This window comes from Mesorhizobium sp. Primo-A (assembly GCF_003997175.1).
Classification (GTDB): domain Bacteria; phylum Pseudomonadota; class Alphaproteobacteria; order Rhizobiales; family Rhizobiaceae; genus Mesorhizobium; species Mesorhizobium ciceri.
Window position 1 is genome coordinate 1 of the sequence record NZ_RZTG01000024.1, and the last position, 15,948, is coordinate 15,948.

The 15,948-nt window shown below is 60.3% G+C and carries 18 protein-coding genes and 3 pseudogenes; 14 read left to right on the forward strand and 7 right to left on the reverse strand.

Annotated elements, in window-relative coordinates:
* From EOC83_RS33405 to EOC83_RS30200, 5 genes and pseudogenes are all read left to right on the forward strand, one after another.
* Positions 1-149, forward strand: a pseudogene (locus EOC83_RS33405) (cytochrome oxidase); the annotation flags it as partial.
* Positions 146-2,434 carry a cation-translocating P-type ATPase gene (locus tag EOC83_RS30185; RefSeq protein ID WP_063170486.1) on the forward strand — a complete coding sequence of 763 codons (2,289 nt, stop codon included), beginning with the start codon at positions 146-148 and terminating at the stop codon, positions 2,432-2,434. The pseudogene EOC83_RS33405 and the gene EOC83_RS30185, both read left to right, overlap by 4 nt.
* Positions 2,431-2,586, forward strand: coding sequence for a cbb3-type cytochrome oxidase assembly protein CcoS (gene ccoS / locus EOC83_RS30190; protein ID WP_013524995.1), 156 nt, complete (start codon positions 2,431-2,433; stop codon positions 2,584-2,586). The genes EOC83_RS30185 and ccoS overlap by 4 nt, the downstream gene beginning before the upstream one ends.
* A gap of 183 nt (positions 2,587-2,769) precedes the next feature.
* Entirely contained in the window at positions 2,770-3,876 is a 1,107-nt protein-coding gene (gene nirK / locus EOC83_RS30195; protein WP_013524994.1) for a copper-containing nitrite reductase, read from the forward strand.
* Positions 3,877-3,928: 52 nt separating this feature from the next.
* Positions 3,929-4,798: an SUMF1/EgtB/PvdO family nonheme iron enzyme gene (locus tag EOC83_RS30200; RefSeq protein WP_013524993.1), complete on the forward strand. Its 870-nt coding sequence runs from the start codon at positions 3,929-3,931 to the stop codon at positions 4,796-4,798.
* Positions 4,799-4,833: 35 nt separating this feature from the next.
* On the opposite strand, the gene EOC83_RS30205 is transcribed toward EOC83_RS30200, so the two are convergent.
* From EOC83_RS30205 to EOC83_RS30215, 3 genes and pseudogenes are all read right to left on the reverse strand, one after another.
* Positions 4,834-5,352, reverse strand: a complete 519-nt coding sequence (locus EOC83_RS30205; RefSeq protein WP_063170487.1) for a cytochrome b — start codon at positions 5,350-5,352, stop codon at positions 4,834-4,836.
* A 251-nt stretch (positions 5,353-5,603) separates the two neighbouring features.
* Positions 5,604-6,778: pseudogene (locus tag EOC83_RS30210) on the reverse strand (NnrS family protein).
* Positions 6,779-6,880: 102 nt separating this feature from the next.
* On the reverse strand, positions 6,881-7,318 hold the full coding sequence (locus EOC83_RS30215) for a pseudoazurin (protein WP_063170488.1): 438 nt from the start codon (positions 7,316-7,318) through the stop codon (positions 6,881-6,883).
* A 150-nt stretch (positions 7,319-7,468) separates the two neighbouring features.
* On the opposite strand from EOC83_RS30215, the gene EOC83_RS30220 reads away from it, so the two are divergent.
* Positions 7,469-8,170 carry a Crp/Fnr family transcriptional regulator gene (locus EOC83_RS30220; protein ID WP_024505309.1) on the forward strand — a complete coding sequence of 234 codons (702 nt, stop codon included), beginning with the start codon at positions 7,469-7,471 and terminating at the stop codon, positions 8,168-8,170.
* Positions 8,171-8,172: 2 nt separating this feature from the next.
* Here the strand turns inward: EOC83_RS30220 and EOC83_RS30225 are convergent, their stop codons facing one another.
* Complete coding sequence (locus EOC83_RS30225; protein WP_013525381.1) at positions 8,173-8,388, reverse strand: DUF1858 domain-containing protein; 216 nt, start codon at positions 8,386-8,388, stop codon at positions 8,173-8,175.
* Positions 8,389-8,536: 148 nt separating this feature from the next.
* Here EOC83_RS30225 and EOC83_RS30230 point away from each other — a divergent pair, with 148 nt between their 5' ends.
* Positions 8,537-9,235 (forward strand): CBS domain-containing protein, encoded by a 699-nt coding sequence (locus EOC83_RS30230; protein WP_063170489.1) that lies wholly within the window; start codon positions 8,537-8,539, stop codon positions 9,233-9,235.
* Between the two features lie 57 nt (positions 9,236-9,292).
* Here the strand turns inward: EOC83_RS30230 and EOC83_RS30235 are convergent, their stop codons facing one another.
* Both EOC83_RS30235 and EOC83_RS30240 read right to left on the reverse strand, forming a co-directional pair.
* Positions 9,293-9,562: a DUF6455 family protein gene (locus tag EOC83_RS30235; RefSeq protein WP_063170490.1), complete on the reverse strand. Its 270-nt coding sequence runs from the start codon at positions 9,560-9,562 to the stop codon at positions 9,293-9,295.
* Positions 9,563-9,721: 159 nt separating this feature from the next.
* Positions 9,722-10,534 (reverse strand): universal stress protein, encoded by an 813-nt coding sequence (locus EOC83_RS30240; RefSeq protein ID WP_024505310.1) that lies wholly within the window; start codon positions 10,532-10,534, stop codon positions 9,722-9,724.
* A gap of 185 nt (positions 10,535-10,719) precedes the next feature.
* Here EOC83_RS30240 and EOC83_RS30245 point away from each other — a divergent pair, with 185 nt between their 5' ends.
* Together EOC83_RS30245 and fixJ are read left to right on the forward strand one after the other, a co-directional pair.
* Entirely contained in the window at positions 10,720-12,276 is a 1,557-nt protein-coding gene (locus tag EOC83_RS30245; protein WP_013525377.1) for a PAS domain S-box protein, read from the forward strand.
* The gene (fixJ, locus tag EOC83_RS30250; RefSeq protein WP_013525376.1) at positions 12,263-12,877 is read left to right on the forward strand and encodes a response regulator FixJ; all 615 of its coding nucleotides are present in this window, start codon (positions 12,263-12,265) and stop codon (positions 12,875-12,877) included. Before EOC83_RS30245 ends, fixJ begins: the two co-directional genes overlap by 14 nt.
* On the opposite strand, the gene EOC83_RS30255 is transcribed toward fixJ, so the two are convergent.
* Positions 12,874-13,083: a hypothetical protein gene (locus tag EOC83_RS30255; protein ID WP_013525375.1), complete on the reverse strand. Its 210-nt coding sequence runs from the start codon at positions 13,081-13,083 to the stop codon at positions 12,874-12,876. The genes fixJ and EOC83_RS30255 overlap by 4 nt on opposite strands.
* 185 nt (positions 13,084-13,268) lie before the next feature.
* Here EOC83_RS30255 and EOC83_RS30260 point away from each other — a divergent pair, with 185 nt between their 5' ends.
* From EOC83_RS30260 to EOC83_RS30280, 5 genes and pseudogenes are all read left to right on the forward strand, one after another.
* Positions 13,269-13,715 carry a pyridoxamine 5'-phosphate oxidase family protein gene (locus EOC83_RS30260; protein WP_013525374.1) on the forward strand — a complete coding sequence of 149 codons (447 nt, stop codon included), beginning with the start codon at positions 13,269-13,271 and terminating at the stop codon, positions 13,713-13,715.
* Between the two features lie 138 nt (positions 13,716-13,853).
* Entirely contained in the window at positions 13,854-14,501 is a 648-nt protein-coding gene (locus EOC83_RS30265) for a helix-turn-helix domain-containing protein (RefSeq protein ID WP_063170491.1), read from the forward strand.
* Between the two features lie 155 nt (positions 14,502-14,656).
* Positions 14,657-14,958: pseudogene (locus EOC83_RS30270) on the forward strand (hypothetical protein); the annotation flags it as partial.
* Positions 14,959-15,129: 171 nt separating this feature from the next.
* Entirely contained in the window at positions 15,130-15,381 is a 252-nt protein-coding gene (locus EOC83_RS30275) for a type II toxin-antitoxin system prevent-host-death family antitoxin (RefSeq protein WP_024505312.1), read from the forward strand.
* Positions 15,382-15,392: 11 nt separating this feature from the next.
* Complete coding sequence (locus EOC83_RS30280) at positions 15,393-15,827, forward strand: type II toxin-antitoxin system VapC family toxin (RefSeq protein ID WP_338101684.1); 435 nt, start codon at positions 15,393-15,395, stop codon at positions 15,825-15,827.
* Positions 15,828-15,948: the final 121 nt, after the last annotated feature.

Below are 15,948 nucleotides of genomic sequence, written 5' to 3' on the forward strand. Positions count from 1 at the left end.
TCCTCGCGCCCGCCTCGGACCAGGAATTCGCAGCCCAGCACATGCCGAAGGACGGCGTCTGGATTGTGGAAGTCGACGCCGACGCCGGTCTGGAAAAGCCGTATCGCGACGTCCGCAGGATCATGATTTCCAATGGAGCGCTGCAATGAGTTGTTGTGCACCGGGCGCCGAAATGGCGCTTGATCTGGTCAACACCGGATCGGTCCTGCCGTCCAGCCAGGAGATAAGGCTGGCGAGCCGATCGCTCGGCGATGATCTCCGCCAGACCGATCTTTCAGTCCCCACGGTTCATTGCGCGGCCTGCATCGAGGCGATCGAGACGGCATTGGGAATGCTCGATCAAGTGGAGAGCACTCGGGTCAACCTGTCGACGAAGCGGGTCGCGGTCCGCTGGCGTGGAAACCAGGTGCCACCGTTCGTCGCCGCGCTGGGACGGCTAGGCTACGAGGCGCATCTGTTCGACCCCGAGGTCGACAACAAGGACAAAACGCTTTCGGAGCTGATCCGCGCCGTTGCTGTCGCCGGCTTTGCGGCGGGCAACATCATGCTGCTTTCAGTGTCGGTCTGGTCTGGCGCCGAAGGCGCAACGCGGGACCTGTTTCATTGGCTCTCGGCGCTGATCGCGATCCCGGCACTTGCCTTCGCGGGCGGCATCTTCTTCCGCTCGGCCTGGAACGCGCTGCGTCACGGCCGCATGAACATGGACGTGCCGATCGCGGTCGGGGTGTCCCTCGCCTACGCCATGAGCCTCTACGAGACGATCAACCATGGCGACCACGCCTATTTCGATGCGTCGGTGTCGCTGCTGTTCTTCCTGTTGATCGGCCGCACGTTGGATCACGTGATGCGCGAACGTGCCCGGACCGCCGTGAAAGGCCTGTCCCAGTTGGCCGTACGTGGCGCCATGGTGCTGCGCGGCGACGGCGCACGCGACTATCTGCCGGTTGGCGAGATCGAACCCGGCATGCTGCTGTTGATCGCAGCCGGTGAAAGGATACCCGTTGACGGCAAGGTCTCTCGAGGGACGTCGGACCTGGACTGTTCGCTTGTCTCGGGCGAGAGCACGCCCCGAAGCGTAGCGCCAGGCGAAGCCGTACAGGCTGGAGTCCTCAACCTGACCGGCCCGCTGACGATTGAGGCGACAGCCGCCGCGAAAGATTCGTTTCTGGCGGAAATGGTTCGGCTCATGGAAGCCGCTGAGGGCGGTCGCGCGCATTATCGCCGGATCGCCGATCGCGTTTCAGCGCTCTATGCTCCGGTGGTTCATCTCACCGCCTTCGTGACTTTCCTTGGCTGGATGGCGGCGACGGGCGACTGGCACCGGGCGACAACCATCGCCATTGCCGTTCTGATCATCACCTGCCCGTGCGCGCTCGGCCTCGCCGTGCCGATCGTGCAGGTGGTCGCCGCGCGGCGCCTGTTCGAGAACGGCATCATGGTCAAGGACGGTTCGGCCATGGAGCGCCTGGCGACGATTGATACAGCAGTGTTCGACAAGACCGGGACCCTCACGCTCGGCCAGCCCCGGCTGGTCAATGCGGGCTCGATGGATCCGGGCATGCTGGCAGTCGCGGGAGACATGGCCGCGCATTCCCGCCATCCGTTTTCAAGGGCCATAGCCGGCTTTGCCGCTCCTGGCGCGCGGCACAAATTCGATACCGTGACCGAGCATCCAGGGTTTGGCATCGAAGCCACCGACGCCGGAAGCACTTGGCGGCTAGGTCGACGCGGATGGGCTGGATGGAAGGCCCGGACCGGTGGTGAAGGCAAACATGGCTATGGCGGAACGGTGCTGACAAAAGACGGGCTCATTGTCGCGACCTTCAATTTCGAGGATGCGCTGCGCGCCGACGCCGGCTTGGCGATCAAGCGATTGAGCGACGCCGGGGTGTCGGTGCAGATGCTGTCGGGCGATACTGCGGGTGCCTGCGGTGAAGCCGCCGAGATGCTGGGTATCGAGGACTTCGTTCCGTGCCTGTTGCCATCCGGCAAGGTCGAGCGCATCGAGACCCTGGCGAAAGACGGACACAAGGTTCTGATGGTTGGTGACGGCCTCAACGACACGCCTGCACTGAGCGCGGCGCATGTCTCGATCGCACCGGCCACCGCCGCCGACATTGGCCGCAATGCGGCCGACTTCGTATTCCTGCGCGAAAGCCTTCTGGCTGTGCCTCTCGCGCTGGATGTCTCGCGCAAGGCGGGACACCTGATCCGCCAGAACATCGCGATTGCGATCGTCTACAATGCCGTCGCCGTGCCGATCGCCATCCTGGGCCACGTCACGCCTCTTATCGCAGCGATCGCCATGTCCGCTTCATCGCTGCTCGTGATCGGAAATGCGCTGCGTCTGCAGAGTTCCAGGCCAAGTTCGCCGGTGAAAAATGTTCGGCGCGACAGGCGTTCCGATATCACCAAATTGGCCCAATCCTCATGACAACCCTTGCCTACCTCATACCTGTGGCCCTCTTTCTTGGCGCGCTTGGCCTGGGGGGGTTCCTGTGGGCTTTGAAGAGTGGCCAGTACGAAGATCTCGACGGCGCCGCCGAGCGGATCCTTATCGATCGGGAAGACAAGATCGGCAGATAGCGAAGTGCTGGCAAAATAACCGGACCACGACCGTCTCCACCTTGACTATGACGCGCCAGATCGGTGTCCGAGAATCTTAGGTCTCCAAAATGAACTCCACCAATTTGCGCCAGCGCAAAGAAACGCTGCGTCAGGTCAGCTAGGTTCTGCTCATCCGCAACGGTTGAGAGATAGGAGACTGACATGATCACGCGACGTGAAGCTCTGTTCGGGGCAGCGATCGGCGCTGCCGCCGTGGCAGCACTACCTGCATTTTCGGCACCTGTGACAAAGGCGGACATTCGAGGGCTCGCCCGCGAAAAGATCAAGCTCGTGGCACCGCCGTTCGTCCATCCGCACGATCAGGTCGCCAAGGGTGGACCCAAGATCGTCGAGTTCACCATCACGATCGAGGAAAAGCCTCTTGTCATCGACGCCGACGGCACGACGCTCAATGCGATGACCTACAACGGCTCGATCCCCGGCCCGCTGATGGTCGTTCATCAGGACGACTATCTCGAGCTGACGCTCATCAATCCCGACACCAACTCACTCGCCCACAACATCGACTTCCACGCCGCGACGGGCGCTCTGGGTGGTGGCGGTCTCACGCTGATCAATCCCGGCGAACAGGTGACCTTGCGCTTCAAGGCGACGCGGACGGGAACGTTCGTCTACCACTGCGCACCTGGTGGCGCGATGATCCCTTGGCATGTCGTCTCCGGCATGAGCGGCGCAATCATGGTGTTGCCGCGCGATGGGCTCAGGAACGACAAGGGCGAGCCGGCCAGATACGACAAGATCTTCTACATCGGCGAGAACGACTTCTATATTCCGCGCGACGAGAAGGGCAATTTCAAGAGCTACGAATCTGCCGGCGACGGTTACGATGACATCGTCAAGGTCATGCGCGGGCTGATCCCGACGCATGTCTTGTTCAACGGCAAGGTAGGTTCCCTGACCGGCGACAACGCCATGAAGGCGAAAGTCGGCGAGACCGTGTTGATCGTCCATTCACAGGCCAACCGCGATACCCGGCCGCATCTGATAGGCGGTCACGGCGACTATGTCTGGGAACAGGGCAAATTCGCCAACCCGCCGGCCAAGGACCTGGAAACCTGGTTCATCCGTGGCGGCTCGGCGGGCTCGGCGCTGTATACGTTCCTGCAGCCAGGTGTCTACGCCTACGTGAATCACAATCTGATTGAGGCCGTGGAACTCGGAGCGACCGCTCACTTCATGGTCGAAGGCGAGTGGGATGCCGACCTGATGACGCAGGTCGAGGCGCCCAAACCCATAGCCACCAACTGACGGCACTCGAAAATGCCCGGACGGCGCCGCTGTCCGGGCAAGGACAAAAGCCATGTCTCTTTTCATCCTGAAGGTCCTGCCGGTCGCCCTGGCCGCCGCTGCTGTTCCGGTAGGGCTCTCGCTAGAGGCGGTCTTTGGAGATCGACAATCCCACCCCATCGCTATGACGGTTGTCTTGCTTTCCGGTTCGATCATCTATCCGACTCCGGGCGAGTTCCTGAAAGAGGGACGCCCGCAAGGCAACCCCCGCCTCGAGCGGCAACTCGACAGACCTCTCGAAATCATGGCCTACCAGGTCGGCGCGGCCGACTATGCGGACTGCGTGTCGGCTGGCGGCTGTCAGCCAGCTCAGGAGACGCGCGCGATCCCAAGCAAAGCTCCCGTCACCGGAGTAAGCTATCTCGATGCGAATGCCTACGCCCGGTGGTATTCGGAAGTGACCGGCGACCAATGGCGACTGCCATCCGACGAAGAGTGGGCCTTTGCCGCTGCTGAGCGGTTCGCAGGCGAATTCGAGGGTGTCGAAAACGACGCCACCAACCCCGCCAGACGATGGCTCACCAGCTACAAGGCCGAGGTGGACCTCAATCGCAAACCGGACCCGATGCCCAAGAGCCGTGGCTCGTTTGGTTTCAATTCCCTGGGCCTTGCCGACTTTTCTGGCAACGTCTGGGAGTGGACTTCGACCTGCTATGTCCGCACCACGTTGGCTGCGGATGGAAGCGGTGTTGCGAGTTCGGTCGACAATTGCGGTGTCCACGTCCTTGAAGGGCTTCACAGAGCCTACATGTCGAACTTCGTCAGTGACGGAAAAAGCGGAGGCTGTGCCGTCGGTACGCCTCCCGACAATCTGGGATTCAGGCTGGTGCGAGACCGCTCTGGCTGGGCGAGCGATCTGCTCTCTCACCTGAGAATAATCTGACCGTCAGCGCCGTCGGATCTTAGTATCGGCGGCGGCTACAAACGTGACGGACCCGCTTGTCGACCGGGCGACAGCATCCGCTTCAGTGTGCCATCGCGAAGCCAGTACTGGTGGAACAGTGCCGCCACGGCATGGACCGAAATCAGGACGACAAACACTGGCTTGTTGAGGGAATGGATGTCGCCCCATGGGTCGCCAATGTAGAAAGCGAGCAGTCCCACAATGGGCGTTAAAAGCAAGAGCAGATAGAAAAGGCCGTGTGAACCACGTGCGGCGATCCGCATCCAGCCAGGTCCGCTTTCTGCAGGCTCAGGCGCACCGGAAACTACACGCATTAGCAACCGGATCAGCACGAGTGCCAGGGTCGAAATTCCTATCCAGTAATGGGCAGAGCCCAATGCCTGATCGCCTGACGAGACGGCGGCTCCATCTTCGGCAGCATCGACCACGGTTGTCATGCTCTCGCCAAAGAACAGTTGGAATAACACCAGCGCAGCTATGATCCAATGAAGCGCAATCTGGGAAGTTGAGTAGCCAATTCTGGTTTCCGTCATTTGATTTTCCTGACGTTTAACAGCTGCGTGATCGCGATACTGAATAGCCAGGGAACATCGACATAATTTGGCTCGAATCCTCCCGGAATTGTGGCTGCAACCTTACGCATTTGTAAGGCGATGGGGACGTCGAACAGCCGTCCGCGGCCCTCGCCTCGTGGAGGCACCGGCCACGTCCCTCGTCCGGATTATAGTTTTAGCCTCACAGTGTCTGAGCTTGTGGGGCAGCGTCACATCATCCCCTCAGATCGCTACTTGGCCTTCGGCGTCGTCAAGGCCACGCCGTAGGCTAGGAGAAAGCCAGCAAAGGCCAGAACCCATGCAACGCCGGCGACATTGACGATCGCGTCCTTAGGGAGAAAAACCGCAAGGATTCGTGACAAGGCAGCGATCAGGATCGCCGCGAAGACAACAATGGTTTGCAGTCCGGCCCGTAGTTGCCGGCCGGTATGGCCAAGCGTGGCGCGGGCCATCACTGCGACCGTCATTGACCCGACGGCGCCGACGCCGAACGCATGCAGCCCGGCAGCGACCGGTACGATTGCGGGCAAAAGGATCGACGCCGAAACCAACGCAAAACCGACGGGCACGAAAGCATATGCAAGGTGGAGATGAGCACGAGCGGATCCCGCAATGTCCGTTCGCCAGCCCAGCGCGACAGACGCCACACCTGGCAGATTGCAGCGACGGCCATAAGCATTCCTGAGACGCGGTTGTGGGGGGCGAACGTCCACGCTCCCAGCGCGATAGCTGAGATGGCTATCGATGCGATGTCAAAACGGCCGAACGGTGCAGGCAGCTTGCCAGGATTTTCCCGGGCGAGCCAGTTGCGTGTGAAGCTCGGAATGATACGCCCACCGATCAGCGAGATGAGTACGATCCCCGCAGCCATACCGAGCCTGCGGCTGATGTCGGATGTGCCTTGAAGGTGCGCCTCGAAATGGAACATGCCGTTGGCGCACGCCATCACGACAAGCGGCAGCAGCACCTTGAGGTTGCGCCAGTTGCGTCCGGCGATGATTTCGCGGGCGGCGGCGGCAGCCACCACAAACAGAAATGAGCCATCGATCACCGCGGCTGCTTGCCAGCCGATGTCGGTCGAGAAGTAGACAGCGGCGCGCCCGGCAAGCCACAGGACGACCAGCGCCAGCAGTGGCAAGCCTTGTACGGGCAGCCGGCCAGTTCAATTGGGGATGGCGGTCAGCAGGAACCCGGTAACGATCGCCGGCAGATAGCCGAACAGCATCTCGTGAATGTGCCAGTCGACGGCAACGAACGCACTGTGGGCATCGAGTTCGCCGGCATATATCGGCAGCCAAAGCAGAATGGAGAGCGCGGCATACAGCGACCCGAGGAAGAAGAAGGGCCTGAATCCGTAGGAAAGAAATGCGGGTCCTGTGTAGGCCCGCAGGCGTGGAATCCCCATGATTTGCGTCTCCAAATGAACAGGGCCGGATGAACCGCCGCCCTCGGTCCGTCCGGCCCTCGCCTGCCCTCATGCGGCAGGCATGGCTGTATCGATTGCCGATCAGTTGACCGGAACCTGGGTGAACAGGTCGGCGAACACCGTCTTTGCCTTCCCGGGATGCTTGACCGCCTTGGCGGCATCGAGATTGACCGGCTTTCCGACAACGATCAGGGCGACCATGCCCATGCCGTAGTGAGGCGCGCATTTGACGCCGTAAACGCCCTCCTTTGTCAGCGTAACGGTGATTTCCTCGCTGGGCTTTCCCTTGAAGGGCTCGGCGCCGTCTGGAAGCATGCCTTTGATTGACTCGGCATCATGGCTCTTGTCGGTCGGCACGAACTTGACGGTGTCGCCAGGGGCTGCCTTGACGAAGGCCGGCTGGAAAACCATGGCGCCCTTTTCGCCCTTGTTGAGCATCTGCACCATATGCTCTTCGGCGCTTGCGCCGCCGGCGAGCGCCAGGGTAGAGACTGCGGCGGCGAGGATGGAGAGTTTCATCGATTTGTCCTTTGTTTCGTCTTCGCGGCATTGCGCCGTTCCATGCCATTTAGTCTGACGCGGCTGGGAACAATTTGCGCTGGCGCAAACTCAGGATAAGAAAGGTCTTCCGCACGACTGATGCGGAACCGTAGGGCCGTGAGGAATCGCTTGGCTGCGCTGGACCGATCGCTGATTTCGCGACTGCCGCTCTTCCAGGGTCTGACGCCCGACGAGCAGAGCGAGATCCTGCGGGATGCGCGGTCGTCTCGCTATGCCAAGGAGACTGCGATCTTCGAGCAGGAAGCCGAGGCTCATTCCTTCTTCGTGCTGATCGCCGGGCATATCCGTGTCGTTCGCACCACACCGGACGGACAACAGGTCATCGCCAGATACATCAGCGAAGGCGAGATTTTTGGCGTCGCCGCGGCACTTGGCCGAACGACCTACCCAGCCAGCGCAATTGCGGCGGTGGACTGCGTGGTGCTCGCCTGGCCAAACGCTCTGTGGCCGGACCTGGCGGGATGCTTCCCAGTGTTTGGGGCGGCCACATACAGGACGGTTGGAACCAGGCTGCAGGAGACGCAGACGCGGGTCGTGGAGATGTCCACCGAGCAGGTGGAGCAGCGGGTTGCGCATGCGCTTCTGCGACTGGCAAACCAGACCGGCCGAAAGACCGACAGCGGCATCGAAATCGATTTCCCGATTTCCAGGCAGGACATTGCCGAGATGACGGGAACGACGCTGCACACCGTCAGCCGCTTGCTCAGCAAGTGGGAAGACAATGGGATAATCGTCAGCGGACGCCAGAAGGTCACCGTGAAGGATGCGCATCGCCTTGTAGTTCTGGCCGAGAACCGGGACAAGCGCTGATCTCATTCTCTGCGGCGGACAGTCGCTTCCAGGTCGGCGATGAAACGGCTTTCATCGACGTGGTGTTCAAGGCACGCTTCAGCCACGGTATGGAATGTGCCGATCGGGCAGCCGACGCACAGCATCTTGTATCTCAGCACCACAGCCACCGTTGCCGGCCATTTCCTCATGATTTCGTCAACGACCATGTCGGGGTCAATCGAACTGGGTTGCTTCACGATGAAGTCTCCGCGATTTGCGAAGCCTCTTCATAAATCGCGTTCGGACCGCTCTCGTTGCGCTTTCGCAATCTGAAAATGATTCAGATCAAGACACGGCGCGCGCGACCTCGATAAGCAATGGGATAAAGTATCTGAGGAGGTTGGCATGCAAGCCAAAACCATAATGACCACAGCGGTCGTTGCAATTGATCCGTCTGCGTCGATCGCCGATGCAGCCGGATTGATGCTCTCCAGCAAGATCAGCGGGCTTCCCGTCATTCGCCGTGACGGCGCGCTGGTGGGCATTATCAGCGAGGGTGATCTCCTGCGCCGTGAAGAGCTGGGCACTCAGCGCAAGCGCCCACGCTGGCTGGAGTTTCTTGTCAGCCCGGGACGAGTTGCCGAAGAATATGTCCTCGCCAACGGACGGCGGATCGAAGAGGTGATGACCGACAGCGTCGTCACGGCATCCCCCAATGCATCGCTTGCCGAGGTCGTCGAGTTGATGACGCATCACCGCATCAAACGCGTCCCGATCGTCGACGGCGATAAAGTTGTCGGAATGATTGCCCGTTCCGATCTTCTTCGTGCGTTACTTGACATGCAGCCAGCCTCAACCCCGATGGCCATTGACAACGAACAGATACGCCAGAGCATCGTCGCGGAGCTTGCAGCGCAGAAATGGGCTCGAAATGAGCTGATCAATGTCACTGTCGACAAAGGGATCGTAAAACTGAACGGCGCCATCTTCGACGAGCGCGAGCGCCGGGCAGCAATCGTCGCGGCCGAAAATGCAGCCGGCGTTAAAGGCGTTGAGGACAATCTGTTTTGCGCCGAGCCGTTGTCCGTCATCCTGGTCTCGTAGCCAAGGGCTAGCACCACCATTTCCCGGGGCGAAATGTGTGCTTGGCCGCCCGACGTTCTAACGCTGTCCGGCCACATGTTGTAGCCGTGCGATCAGGTCGCGGTTGCGGCAATAGTCTGGCGGAGCATCGGCTTGCTCGTTTTGGTCGAGCCAAGTCGAGCATTCGTCCTGATGGCCGCAGGATCGGCAGCGGTTGACCGCACGATCGGTGACGGCTGCATGGTCCGCCACCACTTTCAACTGCCTGTCGACACCCAGCTTGCGTATCATGCGACCCATCAACGCGACCCTGGCGTCGACTGAAATCAGGTAGTAGAGAAAGCTCATCTTGGTCACTCCTGCCTTATGAGACTCATAGCCATGCAGGCAGCCGACGACTTGATCTCGATCAACCGACGGAGCCGTCGCCGGGCCAAGGCGGCGAAAGGGGTAGAGTGAAGTTCCTGGCCCCCCCGCCGCGTACTCGGCTGCTGGGGCGTCCACCCATCAATACGACATGAAGCGGTTGATGCCGCTTTCCTCAATCAGCGAGCGGGTTATCCCGCCGAACGCCCATTCCCGCAGACGGCTGTGCCCATAGGCACCCGAGACGATCAGGTCCGCATGGATCGACCGCGCAAAAGTCAGCAACCTGTCGCCGTCTGGGTCGCCGGCGATCAGCTCAGTTCCTGCCATGATGCCGTGATGTTCGAGAAAGACCGCGACGTCGGCAAGGCTGTCGCGGATACTCTTGTCGCGGTCGGTATCCATTGTGGCAATAACGACTTCGTTGGCCGTGGCCAGAAGGGGCAACGCATCTGCTATCGCCCGCCGCGCTTCCCTGGTGTCCTTCCAGGCAACAAGAACGGTTTTTGCCATGACAGGCTCGACATTGCTCGCGGCAACCAGGACTGGCCGCCCAATACCAAGTACCAGACTGCCGACGTCCACTGCACGGAAGACATTTCCCCCCTTCTCGCTGCCGGTGACAATAAGATCGGCGGATCGAGCCGAAATGCTCAGGAAACGGGTTGGGCTGCAAACAGCTTGGCCCCATTCGCTAAAGATCGATGCAGGAAGCAGCCTCTCGAACTCGGCGCGTAATTCGGCAAGCCGCTTTTCGATTTCGGTGTGCTGGATCTGCATGACCTCGCCTTCGTAGACCATACCGTCGCCGGTCGCGACCAAGGGCGGAACATCCGCAGCCGCCAGACCGATGAGACGGGCGCCAAACCGTTCCGCGAGCTCGATCCCCAGCTTTACAATAGGTGCGGGAGGCGCATCGATGGCGAGGTTGACGATGATCGACTTGTAAGACATTGCGGGCGCCTTTCGCTGAACGATGGAATGCGGGATGAATTGCATTCGACAGCGTCCAATGCCTTGATGCGCATCAAAGGCCGGCAACTGCATCTGCGTTCGAAAACCTCGGCTCGATCCGTTTTGCGTGTGCGGCGAGAAGTGATAGTTAGCCCCGGTAGCACCGTCGAACCCAGGAACTTCAGGTGATCAAAGACGAAGCACTCAGTTTGTCACCCGGCGGGACGACACTGAAATCATTGTTGTCTCAAATGTTCGATCAGGCACCAGGCTTTATAGCGCTGCTGCGCGAGCCAGGTCACATTTTCGAGCTGACCAATGCCGCCTACCAGCGATTGACTGGCCACAGGCAAGTGATTGGAAAGTCAGTGCGGGACGCCTTTCCCGAGCTCGAAGGGAATGGGTTTTTCGAACATCTGGACCATGTGTACATGACCGGCGAGCCCTACATTGGCCACGGGGTGAAGGTCGGCCTTCGCAACATAGCCGACGGCCCGGTCGAAGAGCGCATCCTTGATTTTGTTTATCAGCCAGTCAAGGCTGACGATGGCCGGATCACCGCGATCTTCATTGAAGGTACTGATGTCAGCGAACTCTCCTTTGCAAATGCAGCACTTCGGCTGCGTGAGGACCATTTGCGGTCGATCCTGGCAACAGTGCCGGACGCGATGGTCGTCATCGACGAGCAGGGTGGGATTCAATCCTTCAGCACCGCTGCCGAAACGCTGTTCGGCTACCAGTCAGGCGAAGTCATCGGTCAAAACGTGAAAATGCTGATGCCCTCGCCCTACCGCGACGAGCATGACGCCTATCTGCTTCGCTACCTGACGACGGGAGAGCGCCGGATCATCGGGCTCGGCCGCACCGTGACCGGGGCACGCAAGGATGGCACGACTTTCCCGATGGAGCTTTCCGTTGGCGAGATGCATCCGGGGACCGGACGTTTCTTTACCGGCTTCTGCCGCGACTTGACCGAACGCCACCGGGCAGAAGCAAGAATCCAGGAGCAGCAGCAGGAACTGCTGCACATGGCGCGGTTCACCGCACTCGGCGAGATGGCCTCAACGCTTGCTCATGAGATCAACCAGCCGCTCACCGCCATCACGAACTACCTCAAAGGCAGTCGTCGGCTGCTTGAGAAGAGCCGGGACGAGAATGCGCCCATGCTTCGGGATGCCGTGGAAAAGGCAGCTGAGCAGGCCTTGCGGGCGGGCGACGTCATCCGTCACCTGAGGGATTTTGTAGCGAGGGGCGAAAGCGAGCGCCAGGTCGAACGACTGCCAATGCTGATCGAGGAAGCCGCCTCCCTAGCCTTGGTTGGTGCAAGAGAGATAAATCTCCTCGTCAGCTACAAGCTTGATCCAGTCGCCGAACTGGTCTTAACCGACCGCATCCAGATTCAGCAGGTTTTGCTCAACCTGATGCGCAATGCGGTTGAGGCTATGCAGGACTCGCCGCGCCGCGAATTGAAAGTCACAACAATTGCCCGGGATGATGGGATGGCCGAGGTAAGCGTGATCGATACTGGCCCGGGTCTCGCGCCGGAAGTCTCGGCTCAACTCTTCCAGCCGTTTGTAACCACCAAGAAGCAAGGCATGGGTGTCGGTCTCTCCATTTGCCGCACCATCGTGGAATCGCACGGTGGTCACATATGGGCCGAGGCGATGCCGACTGGCGGGACCGCCTTCCGATTCACCTTGCGCATTGTGGAGAAGGAAGAGGTCACAAATGGCCGGCAGTGATCTGGTGCACGTGGTTGACGACGACATGGACGTGCGCAAGTCGCTCGGTTTTCTTCTGGCGACTGCAGATTTTGCAGTACGCCTGCACGAATCGGCCACGGCTTTTCTCTCGACGGCAAAGGGCGACCTCGACGGCTGCATCGTCACCGACGTGCGCATGCCGGGCATAGACGGCATCGAATTCCTGCGCCAACTGAGATCCGGCGGGCATACAATTCCAGTTATTGTCATGACGGGCCATGCCGATGTGGCGCTCGCCGTTCAGGCAATGAAGGAAGGCGCTTCCGATTTCATTGAAAAGCCGTTTGATGACGAGATGCTGATCGACGCGATCCGCTCCACGTTGGCCAACCGCAACCAGGCGAATGCAACGCATCCGCAATCCTCCGAAATCCACGGCCGCCTGGCCACACTTTCGGAGCGGGAGCGGCAGGTTCTGGACGGGCTCGTGTCGGGTCTGCCGAACAAGACGATCGCCTATGATCTGGGTATCAGTCCGCGCACTGTCGAGATTCATCGTGCCAATGTGATGAGCAAGATGGCCGCGGGCAGCCTGTCGCATCTCGTGCGCATGGCGTTGATCGTGGAATCCAAACACTAGCAAGCGTCCCCGAGAGACTTGCCGCCGTCTGTCGGCATTGCCTTCGGCTGCCAGTAGCGCCAATGGGTCGGGCGGATATCGACGCGCACGCCAGTCCCGGCGTGCTTCCAACCCTGCCGGCCTTTTATACAGGGAAATACGAGCGCATGTTCGCCCTCCTCGTCGAAGACGGCGAGTTCGAGTTCGCGACCAAACGGAGCGCTCATGATCGGCTTCCACATCTCCCCATGATCTGGGGAAGCGGCAAGCAGCGCCTTGATTTAAATCATTTACGAAATTGCCGCCTATGCCGCTGCGGACGAGCGGCAAGCTGCCTTGATTGCGATCAATGACAGCTCCGGCGGCTGGGCCAACAGTCTGTTGGACGACCAATAGACTCAGGAGATCACACATGCTGATCCGCACATTATCCGCCCTGGAATGCACGAAATTGCTGACCGCCAACCGTGTCGGTCATCTGGCATGCGCGAAGGGTGGGCAGCCCTACGTGGTGCCGGTGCACTATGCGCACGCCGACAATCATCTCTACGCGTTTTCCATGCCCGGCAAGAAGATCGACTGGATGCGTGCCAATCCCCTGGTGTCCGTCCAGGTGGGTGAACGCGGCCAGGGCCGAGGCTGGAGAAGCGTCGTCGTCGATGGCCGTTATGAGGAACTGCCGGACCGGATTGGCCACAAGCTCGAGCGTGACCATGCATGGGCGATGTTGAGCAAGCACGCCGCTTGGTGGGAGCCCGGCGCCCTCAAGCCACTTATGCCTGCGGTGTCGGACAGTGCACCCCACGTTTTCTTCCGTATCTTGATCCAGCAGGTGTCGGGCCGCGAAGCAAGTGAATAGCTTTCTTCACTGCGGCGACCAGCGCTGGACCGATTCAGGAGGAGCGGCTCTAGGTAGTTTCCCGTAGGGACATAACCGAATTTCGCGACCCGCGGATTCGCGCGATTGCTGTGTCACGGATAAAACGGGAAAACAGCCATGCACGCCTACACCTCCTTCAGAATTTCGCTGCCGTCACGGTCTGCCCAGCCCAACCTGCCGGAGGCTTTTGAGCCCGCACTGCTGCAACCACTCAGCTTCTATCCCGCAGGCGCGGAAATCTACGCCCAGGGCGAGAAGGCCGGAGGCTTCTACCAGGTGGAGTTCGGCGCCGTCCGCGTCTACCGCCTGCTTGCTGACGGCCGCCGGCAGATCAGTGCCTTTCATCTCGCCGGAGAGACATTCGGCTTCGAAGCCGACACGACGCACCATTTCTTTGCTGAAGCGGTCAATTCCACCGGTGTCCGCGTCTTCCGCCTCACAGCTGGAGCGGATATGTCCCATCAGTTGTTGCCTCTGGCGCTGAAGGGGTTGACCAGAGCGCAGGAACACCTGCTGGTCCTCGGTCGCCAGAGCGCCATCGAACGCGTCGCCGCGTTCCTGGTCGACCTGTCGGAGCGCCAGGGCGGATTGCGGCAGGTCGAACTTCCGATGTCGCGCATGGATATCGGCGATTATCTTGGCCTCACCATCGAGACGGTATCGCGGATCTTCACCCGGCTGAAGGACAAGGGCGTCATCCGCCTGCTCAGCCTGCGCAGCATCGAAATCGTCAGGCATGATGCGCTTCATGCGATGAGCGAATGAGCTGCGCTCCGACTCCTGGATGGTACAAGCACTTCAGACCATTTGACAGCGGGGCAACAAGAGCAAGATAGCAGCGCGGAGGACATCTGTTATGCCGCTGGAAGATTGAGGAAACAGCGGCAAGTCTATCGGCGTTCAGGCTTCGGGAGGAAGGCATGGACCGGCACATGGCCACATTGCGTGCAGACCGTGTTCAAGCATCGATCACGTCGGATGCCGCTGAAAAATCGGCGCTGGTCGATTCGTGGCGGCGCTCGGCCTCGTTGCACAGGCTGGTTCCTGCAGGCCGGAAATCACCCCGGCGGCTAACCGACATCGAATTGAGCGTCGCCGGGCAGAAGGTCGAGCCGCTGCTCGCTGCCGCCCAGTCCAGTCTTGACAGGCTCTATCTGCCGTCGGCGGTGTCGGCTGCTGCGTGTTGCTGGCTAATCGCGATTGTGTCGGGGTCGATCGCCGTACTTTCCAGATCAACGGGGAAGACGCGGTTTTCCGGATTAGACCTGATGTGAGATGTCAGCCTGCCAACTGGCGGCAGATCGAGCGCCGTAGGCGCACCGATCCGTCCTGACTGCTTGCCAAAACTCGCTCCATAATTTATATGACCACTTTAGTCACGGGAGCAATCATGATGAAAGAGATTCAGCTCAAAGACGTCAAGGCTACGTTCTCACATGTGGTCGACGAAGCGGTTGCGGGCACACCGACGGTCGTCACCCGTCACGGCAAAAGAGAGGCTGTCGTAATCAGCTATTCGGAGTACGAACGCCTTTCCCGTGTGCCGTCGCTGGGTTGGCTGCTCACAAACTCGCCCCTGGAGGAAGCTGACCTGCCAGCGCGAAGCCGAAAGCCCGCACGGGCTCTGCGCGATCCGGCGTTCTGACATTGTACCTTTTGGACACGAATGTCGTCAGTTTGCTTGCCCCTTCAAAACGCAGGACGCCCTCCGATGAGAAACTAGCGGCCTGGATAGTCGAGCGATCGTCCGACCTTTGGCTCTCCGTAATCACCTTGGCCGAGATCGAGGACGGCATCGCGAACGCCAAGCGAACCGGTGCCACCAAGAAGGCGGGCGCGCTCGCTGAATGGTGGGGAGAAATCCGTCACTACTACAGTAGCCGCATCCTCCCTCTTGACCTCGAAACGGCAACAATAACTGGGCAACTCATGACAGTCGCTCGGGCCGCTGGCATCTCACCAGGTTTCGAGGACATCGCTATTGCTGCAACAGGCATGCAACACGATCTGATCGTGCTCACGGACAACGAGAAGGATTTCAGGCCGCTCGGCATTCGGCATCAGAATCCGTTCATCGGGCTTCCAGAATAGGCGGACGGCGACCGATGGGCGCCTCCAGCATGACCATGCGATGACGTAGGCGGGGTTATGCGACGCTGGGCGAGTCTGATGGCGGTGCACCGGACTTCCTGGATCGACCAGCGGCCAGCGT